Source organism: Bradyrhizobium sp. UFLA05-125, from assembly GCF_059803515.1.
Map to the genome: position 1 here is coordinate 20034 of NZ_JBANBJ010000007.1, position 18748 is coordinate 38781.

Below are 18748 nucleotides of genomic sequence, written 5' to 3' on the forward strand. Positions count from 1 at the left end.
AAGGGGTCTATTGTTCTTTTATTGGAGCGGTACTGCCCCGCAGTGAAACATAGCTCTTGAACGCAGCCCGGGCCTCAGCCATGCGGCCGGCATGACGCAGGGCGTGACTGCGCAATAGCATCAGTGGCAGACGTGAAGACGGCTGGTCGTCAAGTTTGTCCAGGCGATCCAAAGCTGCCAATGCCTCGTCGCCGCGGCCCTCCGCGATGAGGGCATAAGCCAGAATGCGAAGCAGCTCGACGTCTTCAGAATCTTCGTGAGCTGCGAGTCGCAACAAAGCGAGACACTTTGCGCTTTGCCCGCACGCAAGATGGACATACGAAAGTGCGCAAAGTAAATCACGTTCGCTCGTCGAGATCAGCAAGACGTCACCGGCTGTTGAAACGCGTGCTGTCGGGGTAGATGTGCTGTGCTCCTCTGGCTGGCTCATTGCTAGGCTTTGATCAAGCCGTTCTTATTCTGCCGGAGTAGGACCAACTCGCGCAGCTCCATTTGCAAGATGGCGACTCCTTCACGCGCCACCGCTGCTTCTGGCACGGTAGATACTGCATCGGCCAAACGCTCCAGAAGTAGGCCGTGTGCTTCTGGCCGTAGAACATCCGAATCGCGTAAGCGCGGTGTTATGAAAGAAAGCAGGTTCTGCGCCAGAGTCGGACCGTTGAGCCATTCATGTTCTGATCCTGACTTAATCTCGCCGGGCTCGGCTTGAGCCCCGTGGAGGTCGATGCGCGAGACACGATCGATCGAGTGTAGCTCCAATGCGGTCTCGACCGTCGCCTCCACAAGCCGATCTTGCAGGGGGCTATCCTGAAAAATCGTTGAGCTCTGGCCGTTATTCGCATGCGTTCCCTTGACTTCGTTGGCCCGCGACTGAGGAATCCTGGGCGAAGCGACAGGGAGATGATCGTCGACCGTAATCCTCTGAAACGAGGCGTCAGGCGCAACGGAATGCTGGGGCAGCCTAGTCATGACACTTCCCTTCTGAGCAGCGGGCCGAAACTCTAATAGGGGAGTGCAACCAGCCGGCCATTCCGGCTCAGGAGCACGCGTCCCTCCTCGATCCCATTGACGGTCCATCCGTTATTCAGCAGCGCACCCACGAAATACTTCTGGCCCGCAATGACCAGATAAGGGTCACTGCCGCGCCAGACAGCTTCGACAGCTATGGAGGAGGGCGTCTTCACCTCCTTTACCGCGACTGTGTTGATGAGCACGTAAGCGCCATTGCCATGGTCATCGAACCGGTGCTGGAGCTCTTGCCATTTAGGCAGCGAGGCTGGCGTAACCGTGCCGTCAGCGGTAAGAACACCCGCCTCAGATTTGACTTTGATATCGAAAAGGCCTGCGCTCTCGACCTCCTGTTGCAGCTCTTCGGCAGCTGCATCGGTCGTCGGAGCATTCGGAGCGTTGGGCGCCGGCTTCGTTGCGACTTGCTTGCCACGGGCCACATCGGCGCTCAAACCAACTGCATCGTCCGTCTGGGAAAAACTGGTTGAGACTGCGCCGACCGCGAAAGAACTGATCAGGACTGAGGCGACGGCGACCGTCGGTACGAGCCAGCGGCTAAGAGAGCCAGCTTGCTTAGAACCCTCAATGGACCAGCGAATGGACATCTCACCCAAATGAATGATGGTGGGAAGCGGGACAACAACGGGCTCGCTCGGAGGAATATGCTCGTGCCCTGCGATCCTAACGTCCCTGGCGAAAGCCTCGATTTCGATCGAATTGCAATGTGGCGTGACACGAATATGATGAGGTTCGAGCCCTTGTTCGACAAAGACCAGGTCGGCATCTAGGCCGCTACCAATCAGGCTCGATTCCATACCGGTGTTGCCGGTAAGCCCGGAGTAAAGCCCCGACAGCACCTCGAAATGCGGGGAATTTGGTCCATTCACGGTCAATCTCCTGAACAGCGAACGGAGCCGTACGGCAAAGCCGTACGGCTCGCTACTACTTGCACCTTACGCAGCTCGAAAGCGGGACGAGAGGTGTCGTCCCTCCTCGACCATTACTGCACGCGCTCGTCGGCTGCTTTCTTGATGGTCGTAAGGTTCGTCGAGACGACGCGAAGCTCCACATCCCTCTCACTGGCCTGAATGCTCGTGGCAGTCAGAGCGCCGAGTTGCTTTTGGAACGCGGCCTCTGCGGCGGCATCGGAAGCCGTTGCACCTGCCGCAGCAGCAGCAGTGCCAGCTGTCTCAGCTGCGGTCGAGCCGCTGATGGGTGAGTGAGGCATATGTTTCTCCTGTTTGCTCGAAAGTTCGCCGCCACTAGCGGCTCGTATTACCTGGTCGCGACATGCGACGTCAGGTATCTTCATCCGTCTCGGCCATGGCATCTGAGAAGGAAGCCATTTCTCCATCCATCATTTGGAAAGCGATGGATCCGAGGACGGAGTTGAACGCTTGGCGCATAGCGGCCTCATGTGAGTAGCTGTCCGGACTGGACACGCCATTTGCAGGGCTGCTTGCACTAGCTGATCTCGCATGCTCGTCATGCGCGCCAGCTGTGGGCGAAGGCTCTTTGTGCCCATGAGCCGCACGCAGCTCGCTGTCTATTGGCGCGGCGTGGCCTAAGCCGGAAATGCGCATCGGGTTCTCCTTTGCAATTTAAGTCATGCGGATGGAGGCTGTCTCCGCTGTCCCTATTCTGCCCGTGTTAGCTTTCGGCAAGCTGACGACCTCCAGAGAAAATACAATTGAGCCGAAGTTTAGTTGCCGCGTTTGGCTCCGTTACAGCGTGGCCGGCGTCGGTGGCAGCTCTTGTGCGAATTTGCTTCCCAGAACCAGCGGATTGTCTTGATACGATAAGAAATGAGCTATGAGTCTTGCTCAGACGATCTGCGCGCGAAGAGCGATAGTTCCCGATCAACCGAACTGCGATGGGTCAGCTTGCCGCTCCGCCGCAGACGTCCAAGGCTCATGTGGTGACATTCGGCTTCGGACCGCTTTGTTAGGCGCTTCGTCCTCGACACTGGCTCCATTCGAGTTCTACCTCGGCGCATCTAAAAGAGCCGATAGTCAAGGGACCGGTTCGGACGGGCTTCCAAAGAATCGTGGCAACGGTGGACTGCGTTGAAGCTGATCGTGAAGTCGGCGATCTATACAGCTAACAGCAACGCGGCGCGAACGGGCGATAAAAAATCGTCTGGCCTGGACGAAAGAACGTGAGACTGGCAAAGCTTGCGGGACTCGCGGACCCACCTGGCGGAGCTCCGCAAGCTGTCTTTGTCAGGCGGTGATCTGAGACGATTTGCGTCGCTCTGACTAGGTGTAAGCGCCTACAACTTGGGTACGCTCGGACGCAACGCGTTCCTTCAGGTTCTGCAAATAATTCTCCGCGTAGGACTGGGCCACCGAAACCGGCAGGTCGACGCCGGCCGTCGCGGCTTCTTGAATTGCCTGCTTCGCCAAGCCTTCGCGCATGGCCAGCTTGACCTCCGGTCCGGAGATGCAGCCCACCGCCTGCGCTGCAATACCGAGGCCCGCTTCTTCCAGTGCTTGCTTGATATTTCCGCCTGTGATCGCGGTGTGCAGTAGATTTGCTATCTGCGCCTCGCTCTCGAGCTCCATTGACGCCAGATCCGCTAATTCGCCTAGGCCTGGAACGAAGCCAAGTACACCAACCGCCGTGGCAGCCCAGTCGAGGACCTTTGAGCCAACCTTCAGCACGTCATCAAGTCCGTGCATGAAGGCGCCTCCATTTTTCTTTGGTGACTTGATGTCGGGCTGATCCGCCGCGCCCATCTCCATGTCCGCGACAGCAGATTGCTCGGCAGTCGTTTGAGCGACGTGCGTCTTCGACAGGTGAGCCGTGCGGTTTGCGGCCGACATATTGTTGAAGAAGTGCGTGAAATCCTTATTGCTGATGTTGCCGGAATCGACAGTATGGCCGCCGCCAAAGTCGAAGAACTTGTGGTGGGTTTTGTAGCCTGTGATCGAATTGTTGATCAAGCCGAACAAGAGAGGATCCGAGAGCAGCTGCGAAGCGGCCTTTCGCACATCCGGGGCGAGACCCTTGTCATCGGCCATGCTCGCCAGCTTGTCCCGGGTCAGGTCCCCCTTTCCAAAAAAAGCGCCCTGGTTCCTGTTGATCGTGTCTAGCGTATCCAGCTCGGCCTGCGTGAGATTCATCACTGACGAGGCAACCTGCAAGAAGTCCTCTTTGTGGACCTTATCTACCGAGCCGCCATACAATTGTTTCCACTCGTCGGGATGGCTGAGGAAGTATTGAGCGGCCGCGAGAACCTGAGGCGGGCATTTACCACTGTTGGCATCGCCGTCGACGGTCTGCTTGAAATCGGCGAGGCTCAGATTTTTGGGCAGGTTGTCGGAATACCGATATAGCTCGCGCAATGCATCGGTTTCAGTCATGACCGATGGCTGGCCATTTCCTGTGCCGTCCGAAGGAATGTAGTTGTTCTCGTAGCTCAGCGCCCGCTGCTCCTGGAACGCGGCAACCTGTGGGTGATGATCGGAGAAGGCGGAGAGATCACCTGCCTTGATCTTCCCGCCACAGCGGCCGTCGCCTTGCGAGCCTATGGCATAGAAGAGTTCCGGGTGTTGCTGCAGCTCCTCGAGTGCCAGCTTCAGATCCGAAGGCGTGTTGGGATCATTGGCCAAATCTCCAAGAGAGTTCCAATCGAGCGGACATTTGTCTTTGTGGCGGTTCAGAATGGATACAATCTGCAACTCGGAATTGGTCAAGGTGCCGCCGTTCCACGTAACCCTCGAGCTGGGCACTGGCGCGGCCGCAATCGGAGCTGGGCTCGCAGCAGGGGATGGCTGCGGGGCCTGGGCAGATGCTTCCAGTGCAGCCCTGAGATCTGGGGGTAGGATATTCTGCGCCTCCTGCGAGAGCCCCGCCGTAAGTTCTTTGATCGACTCTGCTGCGCCATCGTCAGGCGGTACGGAATGATCGGAGCTCGTGTCTTTCAAGGAGTAACCGGCCAGCATCGCCTCGAAACTCGAAACCTCCTGCACCGAGGGAGCAGGCCCGTAGAAAGCCGTAGTTGCGTTGGTCACGGATAAGTTGGTGACTGACATCAATGCGTCCTTTGACAGGAAATTGCACCACATCCCGTCATGTGGTGCGGCCGGAGCTCGAGACGAAGAAATAGCGTGGACGGGCAGAGTCCAAGAGCTCAGATACTTCTGATTAAGCTCTCAGTCCCGCTACAATCTAGATCGTCCTCTGGCTATGATAGGACCAGTTAGCTTTCCAGAAGCTGACGGCGCTCAGAAGAATTGAGACAAAAAACCGGTCTTGCCCGAAGCTGCGGGGCCTCTTGGTAGGCCCGATTAGCCGTCGCAAGGGCTGCGCAATCCTGCAAGGCTGTTTTACTGCCCTTCCAATCAGCGCAATTCGGCATCGTGAGATGTTCGCGGTGTATAGCTTTAATGATTGCGATCGTTGGCGCTGTGGAATGGGCTAAGGAAGTAGCTCTTGAGTCATCGAAGCTGATTGGGCTCACCTCGCGTTCATATATGCTCAGCCAGTTGGCGGAGTTCCAGTTGGAGCATCCGTGGCCCGACGTTAACGTCATTGTGCGCCCGCGCTGATCATCCTGTACATAACGCTCCATCGTGAGGCCAGTACTAGGTTTCTAAGAAGGGACAGAGGGTAGGCGAGCGCATTGAGTTCGTTCGCATGTCAGTCTTGGCGTCAGCTTATCTCTCGCTGAGACCAGGCCCGTGAATCACGCTGTCTTGATGCGGCGCGTCGGGCGAGAGAAAACTCTCCGGTCCACCACGAATGATCATGCTTGAGGACCCCCGAAACAACATCAAGGCCGATTCGCGCGGCTTTTCGACTGGCGCAGGGTTCCGCCGCGCCTGCGCCTCCGCCATTAGGCCTTTCAGCGTTTCCTCCACAAGCGCCATAAACCGAGGCGGACCGGAAGCAAAGACGACGCCATCTCCGGTTGCCGCTTTCACGACATAGCGCTCATCGGAGATCTTAAGCGAATCCAGTGCCGACTTGAATGCATCGAACGTGATCGGATTCAAGACAAATAGACGGCTCTGCGCCTCGTGCGCATCGGATACGTAAAGTACGAGTCCATCGTAGTACCACTGAAGATTGTAGAGATTGGCCAAATGTTCGAGGAACTCTCGCGGTGCAAGATCCGGCATGCGCCCGCGAATCCGTCCCTTGACCTCTGGGCTGACATTGACTCGAATTTTTAGGTTGTTGCCGAATTCCTGCAGTACGGACGCGAGATCCTGATCCAGGACCGTGTAGCTATAAGGCGTCGTTGGGAGCGCCAGCTCAGCACCGTGCAGCCCGGCGAGACCCACGAAAAGGAAAACCCCGACATTCAGAACGTTCTTGAATATGTGCAGCGTCATGGCTCGGTAAGGATTCCTCATTTCGCGCGCGAGAAGACGCACCAAAATTCGTCCAAAATTGGGAGCGGAGAATTCGTCGCTAGGTGGACCGGCGCGTGAATTTTGGATCCTAATTCTCGTCAGCTTTTTGTCAGCTGGCGTCTCTAGGGTGCCCTTTCACGCCAACGAACAGCTAATCTCATCACGTGCGAGCATGATCTCTTCCACAACGTTAGGCGTTACGCCGATCTCTGCCAACCCCGCCGAATGTCTCTCCAATGCCTGTTCGTCCGCGCAGGTGAAGTTTCAAGAGAGTTTAGCCGCGGTGAACCATGGCGCATTGGCTTCGCCAGTGTCCGAGGTTGAGCGTGCAACACCGCGCGCCGGCCCGCTTGGCGATCACTTTCTTCACAACCTTTCTGCCGTGCGCGAAGGCAGGCCATTTCCTGCCAGCACACTTGCCTCGCAGGTTAGTGGCGAGCCGATTGTGCCGAGCCTTCCGCCTGGGCCGGCCGCGCAGCCCATCCTGCGATCGCACGAAGTCGAGGTGCATCCGGTCGGCGGGCCGCAAGGCGTGGATCACTTCGAATCGACATTGGCGAATCTGCGGAATGTTTATGAGGGGGTCATTCAGGTGTCGCTCATCTCCAAGGGTGCCAGTGCTGTCGGCTCCTCTATGAATAAGCTAATGTCAGCGGGCTGAGCGGCGGGTGATGATTGTCTTGGCGCAAACAAAGATCGGCCGTAGCGTGGCCACGGGGAGGCGGCTTTATGGTTTAGCCTTATTGCCGCTTCTGCTGTCGTTAGGCGGTTGCAAGACCGATCTTTATACGAAGGTCCAGGAGCGTGAAGCCAACGAGATGCTTGCTGTTCTCCTTAGCAAGGGGGTCGATGCCGTCCGTGTTGTTGGCAAGGATGGTACCAGCACGATTCAAGTCGAAGCAAAGCAACTGGCTTTTTCGATCGACGTGCTGAATGACCAGGGCCTGCCCCGCCAACCTTTCAAGAGCCTTGGCGAGGTGTTCAAGGGATCCGGTCTGGTCGCATCCCCGGTTGAGGAGCGCGCCCGCTACGTTTACGCCCTTAGCGAAGAATTATCGCGCACGATCAGCGATATCGACGGGGTTATCTCCGCGCGTGTTCATGTTGTTCTGCCGAAGAACGACCTTTTGCGGCAAGATGCCACCCCGTCATCGGCCTCGGTGTTCATCCGACATGATTCCAATGCAAAGCTCTCAGCCTTGCTGCCCCAGATCAAGATGCTCGTCGCCAACAGCATTGAGGGGCTGGCATACGACAAAGTGGCGGTTGTGTTCGTGCCGGTCGAGCGGACTCAACGTGAGCTCACGTCTGCGCCGGCAGCTGTTTCGGTTCAACCAACGAAGTTCATGTCAACTCCCTTTGTTGCAGTCGGCGTCGGAGGTGCTGGCGCTGCGTTCGGCGTTCTGTCTTACGTCCTGCTGAGCACACGTGCGCGCCGGCTCGGTCAATCTTGGCGCAAGCTGGCAAATCTTGGCATAGGCGCGAGGATGCCCGCACCCAAGCCGCCGGCAAAAGCTGAACTTTGATGCGCGATGAGCGGAATCCAGTGTCGGTATCGATGACATCCAAGGAACAAAACTATTCAGTCAGCCCACGCTGCAATCGCCTACGTGAGCTTACGGCTTTGAGTGATCCGAGCCGTCTTGCCGCCCGTCTTGATCCGCGGCTGTCGCCTTCCACAGTGTTGCAGTTGCAGAAGGCTACCAGGCTGCAGGAAAGACTAGCCAAATTGCTGTTAGGCGGTGAACTGGTGGTCAATGAAGGTAGCTGGGGAAGGGATGTACTGCTCGGGCATGATCCGCATCGGACGGCACTCCTCGCCGGCAGTGTTTGGCATGCTCGTTCGTTGGTAAAGCGAGTGTCAAAGCGTGATCTCGAGCTGCTAATCGAAGACATTGGTGCGGAAGCACATGCGTTCGCGATCAGACACTTATCGAACGCCGTCGCAACGGAATCGATTGGCGATCCGGAGCAACTTACGCACCAGATTGAACATGACGGTTATGCCTGCCTGGGCGCTTGGCTCGCGGAAGCCTCGGAGCTTGACCGTAGGCGCGTGCTTCTCCGCTTACCTGTAGGAACGGCCGCTGACGCCCCGGCAGCCGAGCACCAGAAGGCCGCAGGCCAGCTGTTGTCGTTGGTGATGGCCCATTTAGCCGGAGAGGCAGGGGCAGAATGACCGCCAACGAGCCTGGGTTGCCGGAAAGCCCGCAGATACGCCCGCTGGGTCCACTCATACCAGCTGCGGAACTGGGGATCTGGTACGATGCCGTACAAACGGGCGCGCTAGCAGAGCGGTATATACGACAGGTTCGCAGCTGGGCAGCGAAAGCCTATGAGCGCGAGCGAGCGCGCGGCCACGCTGAGGGCCTCAAGACAGGCTCGGACGAAATGGCGCGGCTCGTTGCCCGAGCCGCTTGCGAGGTGGCGCGTCGGAAAGCCACTCTGGAAAAGGCGTTGCCCCAGCTCGTCCTTGAAATCTTGAGCGACTTGTTAGGTTCGTTTGATCCCGGTGAGATGCTGGTGAAGGCCGTTCGCCACGCCATTGACCAAAAATATGGCAGTGGCGAAGTGTGTCTTCGTGTGTCTCCTGTGAAAACGGATGCATTGACACGCGAGTTCGCGGCATTCGATGGAAGGGATGGTCGGCCAAAAGTTACCATTGATGCTGACCCCGCTCTGTCGCCGGACCAGTGCGTCTTGTGGAGTGAGTTTGGCAATGTCGATCTAGGGCTTTCGGCCCAACTCCGGGAATTGCGCCTCGGCCTTAATCCGTCTTCCCAGGAGGGCGCACAGTGACGACCCACCAAGCAAGCTACGACGATGCGGTTGGCGAAGGATCTGTGCATGCGGCGCTATCATCTCTGAGGTCTACAGCAAAGCATATCGACACGCGTGCGGTACGCGGACGCATCACGCGGGCGATTGGTACGCTGATTCATGCCGTATTGCCTGGAGCCCGCGTTGGAGAGCTGTGCTTGCTGCAGGATCAAGCTACCGGACGGTCGCTTGAAGCCGAGGTCATTGGTCTGCTGCCGGACGGGGTATTACTCACGCCAATCGGCGATATGGTGGGGTTGTCTAGCCGCGCGGAGGTGGTTCCCACCGGGCGAATGCAGGAAGCTTCAGTCGGCCCCGATTTGCTCGGGCGCGTCATCGATAGCTTCGGCCGTCCGCTCGACGGCAAGGGTCCAATAAAGACGGCCCACACTCGCCCCCTCCGCGGCAGGGCGCCTAACCCAATGACGAGGCGTGGCATCGAGCGGCCCTTTCCGTTAGGCGTCCGTGTGCTGGATGGGCTTCTGACGTGCGGCGAAGGCCAGCGGATAGGAATCTATGGGGACGCCGGTTGCGGCAAGTCCACGCTGATGTCGCAAATCGTAAAAGGCGCGGCCGCCGACGTGACCATCGTTGCGCTTATAGGAGAGCGTGGGCGTGAAGTGCGCGAGTTCATCGAGCGCCATATTGGAAATGCCATTGATCGTACGATCGCGGTCGTCGAGACGTCCGATCGCTCGGCAATGGAGCGCGCGCAATGTGCTCATATGGCCACTGCACTCGCCGAGTACTTTCGTGATCAGGGGCTGCGCGTCGTTCTGTTGATGGATTCGTTGACGCGCTTTAGCCGCGCGATGCGCGAAATCGGCCTTGCCGCAGGAGAACCGCCCACCAGACGCGGCTTTCCTCCCTCCGTCTTCGCAATGCTGCCTAGTTTGTTAGAGCGCGCCGGTATGGGCGAGACCGGGTCGATCACCGCCTTCTATACCGTGCTTGTCGAAGGAGACGGTACGGGCGATCCAATCGCCGAGGAATCGCGGGGGATTCTCGATGGTCACATCATTCTCTCACGCGCGCTCGCCTCCCGTGAGCATTTCCCGGCCATCGACGTGCTATCGAGCCGAAGTCGCGTGATGGATGCCGTCGTCTCTGTGCCACATCGCAAGGCGGCCTCTTTATTCCGTGATCTGCTCTCGCGCTACAACGAGACTGAGTTCCTAATCAAGGTCGGTGAATACAGCCCGGGTTCCGATCCGCTAACTGATCGGGCAATCGCCTCCATCGAGGAATTACACAAGTTCTTGCGCCAGGGGCAGGACGAGCCGTCCACTTTTGAGGAGACCATCACGTGGATGTCGCATCTGACCGCCTGACTTCCGTTCAAACGTCGAAACTGCGGCGTGTTAAGGACATGAGGGAGCGCAGCGCGCTACGTGAGTTATCCAACATGGAAGCCAAGCGCCGCATCGCGGTCGATGCCATGGACCGTGCCTCAAAGGATCTTGCAAAGGTCGAGCAGCGCCGCGCAAGATTCGAAACTGAACTTTATCTGGAGCTGACATCGCGTGACACGATGTCTGCAACGGAACTCGATCGTCGCTGCCATCGCGCCCTTGAGAGGCTCACAGCCGAGGTCACATTAGCACGCCAAGCAGTTGAGCAGGCGCGCATCGCTCAAGAGCAGGTCACGGCAGAGCTTGTTGAGGCGCAGACCATTTGGGCCACGCGTTCGGCGGCGAGTCAAAAGTGGCAGCAGATCGAGTGCGACGTTCAGCGCACGAGCACCGCGCATTCGGAATTCGCGGCTGAACTCGAAACAGAGGATGAGATCTTGGTCCGATATCAGAATGGTTCGCGTAGCCAGACGCTCGGCAAGTCCATCTAATGACTGCTCCTCTTGTATCGGTGTCAGAATGAGGCCAGCGAGTATGCGGGGTGACTCTGCACCGTTCGAGCCAGCGCTCAGACTGTCCCATGAGGTGGTCTTGTGGCTGAACGATATCGCGCCTCAGCGGATGGTCCTGCAGAGTCGCCTTGCTGATAAGCCGCTGTCAGTTCGGGTGAACCGGATCGTGTGGCAACCGCAGCCATCTGCCATGTCCATGCTTGACTGTGTATTCCGCGTCGGAGCCGAAAAGCTTGTGTTGTCGTTGCCTCGCCCGATGGTCGAGACACTGATCTCGATTGTGCAGAATGACCTTGCTTTACCTTCCGATCCAGCCCGTTCTCTCCTTCTCGAACTGGCCCTAGAAGCGTGGCTCACTCGTCTGGAGAACTTGCTAGCCGAGGAGGTACAAGTAATCCGCATAGACGAAGCAACGATGCAAGGCCCGTATCTGGAGCTCGAGATCGCCTGTGGACCGCTTACGGGCAATGCGCGCCTGTTCCTATTCTCGTCACTAGACGGTTTGGTTCCGTCCGCGTTCTCTATGATGCGAAAGTTGCTTGGCCAATTGCCGCAAGAGAGGCGCAAGCCTTCTCCGGAATTGCCTGTGTTGCTTGCCGCAGAGATTGGCTCGTTGCGCATTCCCCTCGCGCTACTTCGCCAAGCACGAACTGGCGACGCGCTTTTGCCGGACGTCATTCCTTTTGCACGCGGCCAGCTCATCCTCACTGCCGGAACGCTGTGGGCCCCCTCGCAGGTCGCTGGTGGAAGAGTGATTCTGCGGGGCCCATTCCGCCAGCAATTCCACCCACTAAGGTGCGCAGATATGACAAACCAACCGCAAGCACAGCCAGCAATGCCGCCCTCGGAAGCCGATGTCGATAGCATTGAGATCACGCTCGTCTTTGAATGCGGCCGTTGGCCCATCCCGCTGGGTGCGTTGAGAACCATCAACGAAGGCCACGTGTTCGAACTTGGCCGCTCCATCGATCGCCCGATCGATATTATTGCGAATGGAAGAGTGATCGGCCACGGCGATATCGTGCGTGTCGGTGAACAACTGGCTATCAGGCTACGCGGCGAGTTGGCGGTCAATGACTGAGATTCAACCGAACATCCTTGCGCTTATTTCGGTAACAGTCGGCCTTGGTCTACTGACGTTTGCCGTTGTCACCACGACGGCGTTTATAAAGGTCTCGGTCGTTCTCTTCCTCGTTCGTAACGCGCTCGGGACACAGTCCATACCCCCGAACATCGTTCTGTATGGCGCTGCACTGATTCTTACCGTCTTCATTAGTGCTCCGCTGTTAGAGGGGATCTACAGCCGCGTCAGCGACCCGCAACTTCACTATCAAAGTTTAGACGACTGGGTAACAGCAGCCAAGCAGGCGAGCGAGCCGCTGCGCGCCCACCTGAAAAAGTTTACCAATGAGGAGCAGCGCACGTTCTTCCTGTCATCCGCTGAACGTGTCTGGTCGGACGACATGCGCGCAAACGCAAGCGCTGATGATTTCGCGATCCTTATACCGTCCTTTCTGATCTCCGAGCTTAAGCGTGGCTTCGAAATCGGCTTCCTGCTCTATCTTCCATTCATCACGATCGATCTGATCGTGACGACGATCTTGATGGCTATGGGCATGTCAATGGTAACGCCAACACTCATTTCTGTTCCTTTCAAGCTATTTCTGTTCGTCACGATCGACGGTTGGTCGCGGCTCATGCACGGGCTGGTCCTAAGCTACGCGACGCCGGGAGGTTAACATGGATGAAGCTAGCATCCTCACTCACTTGAGCCGATCGCTCGTTGTCTTCATGATCTGGGTCCTGCCGCCGCTCGTCGCCGCTCTCGTGGCCGGACTGGTGATCGGCATCGTTCAGGCCGCAACGCAGCTGCAGGACCAAACGTTGCCCCTGACTGTCAAGCTTCTCGTCGTTCTCGGCGTGCTCGTGATGTTTGCTCCGGTACTGAGCGCCCCGCTTATCGAACAAGCTCAGCGGATTTTCAGTGATTTCCCTATCCTCACTGCGAACTATTGATGCCTCGAAGGAGGCCGCTGAGTGTCTGGTCAGAGTCATCCGTGATGAATTGCCAAGAGACAGATAGTGCAAAGGTAGGGTCAGTAACATGCGGGTATAGAGACCGTCGGACCCGCGTAGGGGCAGTTTGGCTGATGCTCTGTTGACCAGTTATGGCAACTCAGCAACCGATTGTCCTCAGCCCTTCGAGGTCAAACATCTCCGCACGTCGAGCGGAGCCGGCTTATTGACACAAGCAAGCAACTAGCACCTCAAATGGATGGCTTGTCACCTACCGAGACGCAAACTGTGGTCAGGGCTGCTATCGACTACGCCGCTGCAGCAGGGCTTTGTTCGGCTAGGGCCCTAGGCATCATGTTCGTGCTCCCGGTATTTACGCGCCCGCGCATTGGCGGGATGATCCGCGCAAGCTTAGCGATCGCGATCGGGCTGCCATGTCTGGCACATATCAAGGACGGCTTACAGACGCTAGATCCGGGTACCCGTGTGGTCGCCGTCGCGCTCCTCGGTCTCAAGGAGATGTTCATCGGCTTGCTGTTTGGCTTCCTACTGAGCACGCCGCTATGGAGCATCCAGGCAGTTGGTGACATCATCGACACCCAGCGAGGTGTTTCAAGCCAGGTGGACGATCCTGCGACACGCAGCCAAGTCTCGGCCACAGCCCTTTTTCTCGGGACGGCTGCAGTTACGATTTTCGTGGTATCTGGCGGTCTGCAGACACTGGTCACATGCCTCTATGACAGTTATCTGATCTGGCCTGTCTATCGGGCACTGCCCACCCTGAGCACGCAAGGGGCAATGGAATTCTTAGGCATTCTCGATCATATCATGCATACGGCCTTGCTCGTCTCGGGGCCGGTGGTCGCTCTCCTGCTCCTGATCGACGTGTCCCTTATGTTGCTTGGGCGGTTTGCGCCGCAAATCAAGCTGAACGATCTCTCGCCGACTATCAAGAATGTCGCCTTTGGAATCGTCATGACCAGCTACACCGTCTTCCTCATTGACTACATGGGAGCGGAGATTATCCAGTTCCATGGCGTGCTGGGGTGGCTCGAGAAGTTTTTGAGATGAACGATTCGAGGGAAGAGAAAAAGCTTCCGCCAACTCCCAAGAAGCTGCGCGATGCGCGTAAGAAAGGGCAGATTCCGCGCAGCGCCGATTTTGTGAGCGCGCTCAGCGTATCGGCCGGTCTCGGCTGCCTCTGCCTCACAGCGAGCTCAATCGAAGATGAGTGGCATGAAGCAGTACGGCTCATTGACAAGCTCCAGGGGCAGCCCTTCAACAGTGCGGTCCAGCGAGCGGTGGTCGGATTGATTCAACTTTCGATGATCACCGTCATCCCAACCATCGCAGCCGCCGTGGCTGCAGCCATTCTGGCCAGTGTTTTGGCTGCCGGTGGGCTAACCTTTTCCCTGGAGTCGCTGAAGCCAAGTCTTCAGAAATTGGATCCTACCAAAGGGCTAAAGCGGATTGTGTCGCAGAAAGCGCTTCTCGAGCTTGGTAAATCGCTGATCAAAGTGCTCATACTCGGTGTTACTCTTCTTTCCACGGCACTCGCAAGTTGGAGAGCACTGGTATACTTACCCGCCTGCGGTTTGGATTGTTTTGGCCTTGTGTTCAAGGATATCAGAGCTCTGATCGAAATTGCGGCCGGCGCGTTCCTGATCGGCGGCTTGATCGATCTGCTAATCCAGCGGTGGTTATTCTTGCGCGACATGCGCATGACGCAGAGTGAGGCGAAGCGCGAGTCTAAGGAGCAGCAAGGAAATCCGCAGATAAAGGGTGAACATCGCCGTCTCAGACGGGAGACGGCGCAAGAGTCGCCGCTTGGCGTGCATCGCGCCACAATGATCGTAACCGGGCCTGCACTGTTGGTTGGGCTGCGTTACGTTCGCGCCGAAACTGGAGTGCCCGTATTAGTGTGTCGCGGTGAGGGCGAACTTGGCTCACGGTTGCTTGAACGTGCGCGAGGGCTGAATCTGAGTATCGTCGAGGACCCCATTTTGGCGCGGCAACTGATCCGAAAGGCTACGATGGGCAAGGCCGTTCCGATGGAGTGTTTCGAGCGGGTTGCAAAGGCAGTCTTTGCCGCGGGCTTGGCCTAGCTCGGCGCGCAAAAAAGTGGCTTCAATCCGGCCTTTTAGCAACCAACCTCAACTTGCGGAACCTGAAATGCAAGCGGCGCACTCTTAAAAAAAGTGGAAAGCGAAACGCACTCTCTATGGCGACTAGTCCCCTCCGCGACACCTTCATTGACCAGTCTATGGCTTAGCGCTGCTCGCGGGCTCGGCCGCTCATTGGGTTTGTGACTTGTGAGCATCGTCTTGCAAGTTGCTTTTGTCGGCGGCCGGGAGGCTTCCGTGTGCGCTAAGGGGAAGCACCGCACGATCACCGCTGGTTGGCCTGACTGCGCTATTGCCCAGCAAGTCGCGGGGATCGTTCACCATCGCTCCGAGATTGCTTCGGACCGAGCAGCCAAGCGTTGGATCGAAAGAATTGTCGTCTACGGAAGGGCCAACAATGGGACGCGATGGACAGACGGGAGGACGTGCTTGGTAGACAATCGCCTCGATCCGTACCCCGAAATGACCAGACAGATCGGCTGAGGAAGGCATCAGATGTATATTGTAGGGGGCAACGCCCATCGCTCGCGCTTCATGGGCCGCCTGCGCGATAAGTCGGGGTGAGCCGGAGACTTCGAGATGGAGTGCATCCCGCCGACCGCGACTGGCATTTGCGATAAAATCCCGCAGACGATACGTTTCGCTGCGACGAAGGCGCTGCAATAGTAACACACTGGTCTTCTGCTCCACTTCAATCGCTTGTTCAGCTGGCGCAGAATAAATCGGAGCACTGTTTGTGCATCCGCCTACACTTGCCGCAATAGCGATCAAAGGGCACAGATGTCGAAAGCTCATTCATGGTCCTCATTCGATAATAAAGCCGGCTCCCTCTGTCGCGCCTGGGTTAGGCGTGCGGGACGCGTTGCGGCCTCGCGGCGGACTTGCCAGCGTGTTCGTCAACGTACGCCCCGCGTCTGAGGGCGGTCGGATTCTGTCGGTGGGCGCGCTCATGTTGCCGGGGGTCGATGCCGGTCGCACGATGTAGGGAGTGACAACGATGACCAATTCGGTCTCCTGCTTCTGAAATGAGGAGGAGCGAAAAAGTGCACCTAGAATCGGCACATCGCCCAGCCAAGGAAACGTGCTAATGTCAGTGTTGAAATTGCGTCCGATGAGGCCTCCTATTGCAAAGCTTTGACCACTGGCAAGCTCCACGACAGTACTGGCACGACGCGTCGAGAGAGCAGGCACGGATATTCCGTTGACGCTGACCTCACCTTCTTTCGATAGCTCGCTGACTTCAGGCTTCACGTGAATATTGATTTGATTATTGCTTAGAACGGTCGGAACGAACTCCAAGCTGATCCCGAATTGACGGAATTGCACTGAGACTTGCCGATTGTCTTGCATGATCGGAATTGGAAATTCGCCACCTGCCAGGAAACTTGCTGATTCGCCTGACATGGCGGTAAGATTCGGTTCAGCCAGTACTGAAGCGAGATGGTCGTCGGCGAGTGCGTCAAGAACAGCACTAACGTTCGCACCGGGAACGCCGAATCCGATACTTGCCGTGCCGCCACCACCGCTACTCGTGCCGGAGCCGCTGCTCGTGGTGGAACCGCCACTGCTGCCGGAACTGCTCGCTTTGCCACTGTTAAAGCCGAAAACAACCGCCCCGTTCTGTGCCTTCGCAGAGAGGCTAATGCCAAGCTCCTTCATGGCGGTGCGCGATACCTCGGCCACGCGCACGCTCAGAGTGACCTGTAGTGAGCCGGCCACCTGGATCTTGTTGACGACCAGCGCGCCAGCACCCAGAAATTGCTCCGTAACCTTCTTCGCCTGGTCGACCAGTTCGGCATTAGGTGCTGTCCCGCTCAGAATCGCGCCGCGTGGTGTATAGGTGACTTGGATGGGATAGTCTCCGAGCTCGGCCTTAAGGGTGGCTCTAAGATCCTCGACAGGTTGGGTGACCACAACACGAAGCTCGGCCAACGCCTCGCCTTTATCGTTCAAAGCAAACAGGCTGGTCCGTCCCGACTTTTTGCCAAAGACGAAGAGGGTTGTGTTCGACGGCGCCTGGTAGTCGGCGATCGTTGGGTCGGCAACAAATATGCTGGCCGCCGCCGCCGAAAGATGGACGGTCTTTCCCTGAGAGGAGGTAAGATTTAAAGTTCCGCTAACGCTGCCGGCAGTTGCGCGCGGCGCCTCCTGACTGCCATTCCGCTTTATCTGAGCTGCGGCAGTGAGAGGAAATATGGGGGCGACCGTGCAAAAGGCATACAGAAGTCGGAGCAGAATAGCGGATGTGACGGCGATTGGCCGTCCGCTTATGCGAGGATCAAGGGCGAAGTTCAAGGTAGCTGCTTCGTGTTCAAGGTGATCGGCTGGGAAGCGCATGCTGCCTTCAGTTCAAGTCCATAGCCGATGCCGCGCGCGGTTTTAATTCGTAGCGTCGCACCCGACTGGCTCAAATGTGTGCGTAAGCGATAGATCGCGACCTCCAAAGCATTGGTCGAGACTTCCTCGTTAAACGCATAGAGACCTTCCTCCAGAGACGCTCGCGGCACGGTGCGGCCTGCCCGACTGAGCAGAAGTTCAAGAATGCAGACTTCGCGGCGCGCAATCCGCAATGGCCGACCTTCAACTGTAACTTGCCGGCCGATGGGATCGAAATGTAGATTGCCGAAGCTTACGACAGGTGCCGTCATTTGCGTCGATCGCCGCAAAATGGCGCGCATGCGGGCGATGAGCTCATCGATAGACACCGGTTTTCGCAGGAAATCGTCCGCACCGCCATTGAAGAACTCAATTCGCGTGGCTACATCGTTCAGGTTGCTGATCATCATGGCTGGCGTTGGACATCCCTGGCGTCTCAGCTGCTTCAGCCAGTCCAAGCTATTTCCATCCGGCAAGACCAATTCGAGCAAGACAATATGAAAGTTCGCGCAATCTAGCGCGGTCTGCGCCTCGTCGAGAGTCTCGATTACATCGACGGCAAAACCGCGGTCCAATAGCCCTGTCTTTACGGCGCGCGCAAAAGCCGCATCACGATCAACCAGGAGAACTCGCATTCGATAGCCTAGCGTACATCCATAGCGAAAGCTGAGCGCGTTGCGGTCGACAGTGAAGTCTGGCGAATCGGCCACCTGGTCGAACTAGCCGCCCAACTGAAGGGGAAATCGGTTCGCACGACGTTCCTGCTCCTACTTGTAAAGAATGGCGAGTGCCTTATGGACCTTCAGGTAAGGTGAGAAAAATCTATTGTTTTTATGTAATGCATCCAGCCGGCGAATGGATCGCGCGAACGTCATCATCTGGAAAGAAAGTGATGAAAATGAACGCGGTACCCACGAGCACGTGCGTGCGCCAGCAGGTCCAACCGCTCATGGGAACATCTGCACATCCGTGATTAAGACGCCTGCATTTGGCATCGCGGAATGGACTCACGGAATGACGCTCCTCCTTACGGGGAAAGTCGTCCCGTCGGCCGACCAAAAGGCTCGTCCGCCCCCTCGACCGGGGCAGACTCAGGAACGGTTCCGTAGACTACGAGGAGGAAAGAGATTTCCGTGACGGGTCGGGCTCGTTCGTCAGCTAATTGTCAGCCAGGCGCT

General features: G+C 57.4%; 21 protein-coding genes. 11 read left to right on the forward strand and 10 right to left on the reverse strand.

From position 1 onward, the window contains the following. Positions 1-7 precede the first annotated feature (7 nt). The 7 genes from sctY to SO156_RS09950 all read right to left on the reverse strand — a co-directional run bounded on the left by sctY (position 8) and on the right by SO156_RS09950 (position 6350). Complete coding sequence (gene sctY / locus SO156_RS09920) at positions 8-430, reverse strand: type III secretion apparatus assembly chaperone SctY (RefSeq protein WP_498534642.1); 423 nt, start codon at positions 428-430, stop codon at positions 8-10. Positions 431-432: 2 nt separating this feature from the next. After that, on the reverse strand, positions 433-969 hold the full coding sequence (locus SO156_RS09925) for a hypothetical protein (RefSeq protein ID WP_498534643.1): 537 nt from the start codon (positions 967-969) through the stop codon (positions 433-435). A 32-nt stretch (positions 970-1001) separates the two neighbouring features. Beyond that, entirely contained in the window at positions 1002-1895 is an 894-nt protein-coding gene (locus tag SO156_RS09930) for a SctD/MshK family protein (RefSeq protein WP_498534644.1), read from the reverse strand. A gap of 113 nt (positions 1896-2008) precedes the next feature. Next, a complete protein-coding gene (locus SO156_RS09935) occupies positions 2009-2236 on the reverse strand; it encodes a nodulation protein NopA (protein ID WP_498534645.1) in 228 nt (75 codons plus the stop codon). Positions 2237-2306: 70 nt separating this feature from the next. Further along, positions 2307-2591, reverse strand: a complete 285-nt coding sequence (locus tag SO156_RS09940; protein WP_498534646.1) for a hypothetical protein — start codon at positions 2589-2591, stop codon at positions 2307-2309. Positions 2592-3266: 675 nt separating this feature from the next. Beyond that, the gene (locus SO156_RS09945) at positions 3267-4955 is read right to left on the reverse strand and encodes an HrpF/NolX family T3SS translocon protein (RefSeq protein WP_498534761.1); all 1689 of its coding nucleotides are present in this window, start codon (positions 4953-4955) and stop codon (positions 3267-3269) included. Between the two features lie 714 nt (positions 4956-5669). Further along, positions 5670-6350, reverse strand: a complete 681-nt coding sequence (locus tag SO156_RS09950; protein ID WP_449378447.1) for a secretin N-terminal domain-containing protein — start codon at positions 6348-6350, stop codon at positions 5670-5672. A gap of 193 nt (positions 6351-6543) precedes the next feature. Between SO156_RS09950 and SO156_RS09955 the strand changes: the two genes are divergently transcribed. The 11 genes from SO156_RS09955 (at position 6544) to SO156_RS10005 (ending at position 15176) form a co-directional block, all read left to right on the forward strand. Beyond that, the gene (locus tag SO156_RS09955) at positions 6544-7032 is read left to right on the forward strand and encodes a nodulation protein NolB (RefSeq protein ID WP_498534647.1); all 489 of its coding nucleotides are present in this window, start codon (positions 6544-6546) and stop codon (positions 7030-7032) included. A gap of 10 nt (positions 7033-7042) precedes the next feature. Further along, entirely contained in the window at positions 7043-7897 is an 855-nt protein-coding gene (gene sctJ / locus SO156_RS09960) for a type III secretion system inner membrane ring lipoprotein SctJ (protein WP_498534762.1), read from the forward strand. A gap of 32 nt (positions 7898-7929) precedes the next feature. Beyond that, positions 7930-8550, forward strand: a complete 621-nt coding sequence (locus tag SO156_RS09965; RefSeq protein ID WP_498534648.1) for a nodulation protein NolU — start codon at positions 7930-7932, stop codon at positions 8548-8550. Continuing rightward, entirely contained in the window at positions 8547-9170 is a 624-nt protein-coding gene (gene sctL, locus SO156_RS09970; protein ID WP_498534649.1) for a type III secretion system stator protein SctL, read from the forward strand. Before SO156_RS09965 ends, sctL begins: the two co-directional genes overlap by 4 nt. Further along, positions 9167-10522, forward strand: a complete 1356-nt coding sequence (gene sctN / locus SO156_RS09975) for a type III secretion system ATPase SctN (RefSeq protein ID WP_498534650.1) — start codon at positions 9167-9169, stop codon at positions 10520-10522. Before sctL ends, sctN begins: the two co-directional genes overlap by 4 nt. Further along, positions 10498-11034 carry a hypothetical protein gene (locus SO156_RS09980; RefSeq protein WP_498534651.1) on the forward strand — a complete coding sequence of 179 codons (537 nt, stop codon included), beginning with the start codon at positions 10498-10500 and terminating at the stop codon, positions 11032-11034. The genes sctN and SO156_RS09980 overlap by 25 nt, the downstream gene beginning before the upstream one ends. A 94-nt stretch (positions 11035-11128) precedes the next feature. Beyond that, on the forward strand, positions 11129-12136 hold the full coding sequence (gene sctQ, locus SO156_RS09985; protein ID WP_498534763.1) for a type III secretion system cytoplasmic ring protein SctQ: 1008 nt from the start codon (positions 11129-11131) through the stop codon (positions 12134-12136). Next, positions 12129-12794, forward strand: coding sequence for a type III secretion system export apparatus subunit SctR (gene sctR / locus SO156_RS09990; protein WP_449378453.1), 666 nt, complete (start codon positions 12129-12131; stop codon positions 12792-12794). The genes sctQ and sctR overlap by 8 nt, the downstream gene beginning before the upstream one ends. Before the next feature lies 1 nt (position 12795). Continuing rightward, the gene (locus SO156_RS09995; RefSeq protein ID WP_449378454.1) at positions 12796-13071 is read left to right on the forward strand and encodes an EscS/YscS/HrcS family type III secretion system export apparatus protein; all 276 of its coding nucleotides are present in this window, start codon (positions 12796-12798) and stop codon (positions 13069-13071) included. Positions 13072-13326: 255 nt separating this feature from the next. Next, positions 13327-14142 (forward strand): type III secretion system export apparatus subunit SctT, encoded by an 816-nt coding sequence (gene sctT / locus SO156_RS10000; RefSeq protein WP_498534652.1) that lies wholly within the window; start codon positions 13327-13329, stop codon positions 14140-14142. After that, positions 14139-15176 carry an EscU/YscU/HrcU family type III secretion system export apparatus switch protein gene (locus tag SO156_RS10005; RefSeq protein WP_498534653.1) on the forward strand — a complete coding sequence of 346 codons (1038 nt, stop codon included), beginning with the start codon at positions 14139-14141 and terminating at the stop codon, positions 15174-15176. The genes sctT and SO156_RS10005 overlap by 4 nt, the downstream gene beginning before the upstream one ends. 189 nt (positions 15177-15365) lie before the next feature. Here SO156_RS10005 and SO156_RS10010 read toward each other — a convergent pair whose 3' ends face one another. Genes SO156_RS10010 through SO156_RS10020 form a run of 3 tightly spaced genes read right to left on the reverse strand, consistent with a single transcriptional unit; the run spans position 15366 to position 18205 of the window. After that, positions 15366-15989, reverse strand: a complete 624-nt coding sequence (locus SO156_RS10010; RefSeq protein WP_498534654.1) for a CpaD family pilus assembly lipoprotein — start codon at positions 15987-15989, stop codon at positions 15366-15368. 9 nt (positions 15990-15998) lie between these two features. Further along, positions 15999-17531 carry a type II and III secretion system protein family protein gene (locus SO156_RS10015; protein ID WP_498534655.1) on the reverse strand — a complete coding sequence of 511 codons (1533 nt, stop codon included), beginning with the start codon at positions 17529-17531 and terminating at the stop codon, positions 15999-16001. Further along, positions 17486-18205 carry a response regulator transcription factor gene (locus tag SO156_RS10020; protein WP_498534656.1) on the reverse strand — a complete coding sequence of 240 codons (720 nt, stop codon included), beginning with the start codon at positions 18203-18205 and terminating at the stop codon, positions 17486-17488. Before SO156_RS10020 ends, SO156_RS10015 begins: the two co-directional genes overlap by 46 nt. Between the last annotated feature and the right edge of the window lie 543 nt (positions 18206-18748).

Bases quoted from the DNA above. Each gene is read 5' to 3' on its own strand.
- SO156_RS09955 (WP_498534647.1), top strand. From the start codon at position 6,544: ATGATCTCTTCCACAACGTTAGGCGTTACGCCGATCTCTGCCAACCCC.
- sctJ (WP_498534762.1), top strand. From the start codon at position 7,043: ATGATTGTCTTGGCGCAAACAAAGATCGGCCGTAGCGTGGCCACGGGG.
- sctL (WP_498534649.1), top strand. From the start codon at position 8,547: ATGACCGCCAACGAGCCTGGGTTGCCGGAAAGCCCGCAGATACGCCCG.
- sctT (WP_498534652.1), top strand. From the start codon at position 13,327: ATGGATGGCTTGTCACCTACCGAGACGCAAACTGTGGTCAGGGCTGCT.
- SO156_RS09965 (WP_498534648.1), top strand. From the start codon at position 7,930: ATGACATCCAAGGAACAAAACTATTCAGTCAGCCCACGCTGCAATCGC.
- SO156_RS09950 (WP_449378447.1), bottom strand. From the start codon at position 6,350: ATGACGCTGCACATATTCAAGAACGTTCTGAATGTCGGGGTTTTCCTT.
- sctY (WP_498534642.1), bottom strand. From the start codon at position 430: ATGAGCCAGCCAGAGGAGCACAGCACATCTACCCCGACAGCACGCGTT.
- SO156_RS09945 (WP_498534761.1), bottom strand. From the start codon at position 4,955: ATGCTGGCCGGTTACTCCTTGAAAGACACGAGCTCCGATCATTCCGTA.
- SO156_RS09935 (WP_498534645.1), bottom strand. From the start codon at position 2,236: ATGCCTCACTCACCCATCAGCGGCTCGACCGCAGCTGAGACAGCTGGC.
- SO156_RS09940 (WP_498534646.1), bottom strand. From the start codon at position 2,591: ATGCGCATTTCCGGCTTAGGCCACGCCGCGCCAATAGACAGCGAGCTG.
- SO156_RS10010 (WP_498534654.1), bottom strand. From the start codon at position 15,989: ATGAGCTTTCGACATCTGTGCCCTTTGATCGCTATTGCGGCAAGTGTA.
- sctR (WP_449378453.1), top strand. From the start codon at position 12,129: ATGACTGAGATTCAACCGAACATCCTTGCGCTTATTTCGGTAACAGTC.
- SO156_RS10020 (WP_498534656.1), bottom strand. From the start codon at position 18,205: ATGCGAGTTCTCCTGGTTGATCGTGATGCGGCTTTTGCGCGCGCCGTA.
- SO156_RS09995 (WP_449378454.1), top strand. From the start codon at position 12,796: ATGGATGAAGCTAGCATCCTCACTCACTTGAGCCGATCGCTCGTTGTC.
- SO156_RS10015 (WP_498534655.1), bottom strand. From the start codon at position 17,531: ATGCGCTTCCCAGCCGATCACCTTGAACACGAAGCAGCTACCTTGAAC.
- SO156_RS10005 (WP_498534653.1), top strand. From the start codon at position 14,139: ATGAACGATTCGAGGGAAGAGAAAAAGCTTCCGCCAACTCCCAAGAAG.
- SO156_RS09925 (WP_498534643.1), bottom strand. From the start codon at position 969: ATGACTAGGCTGCCCCAGCATTCCGTTGCGCCTGACGCCTCGTTTCAG.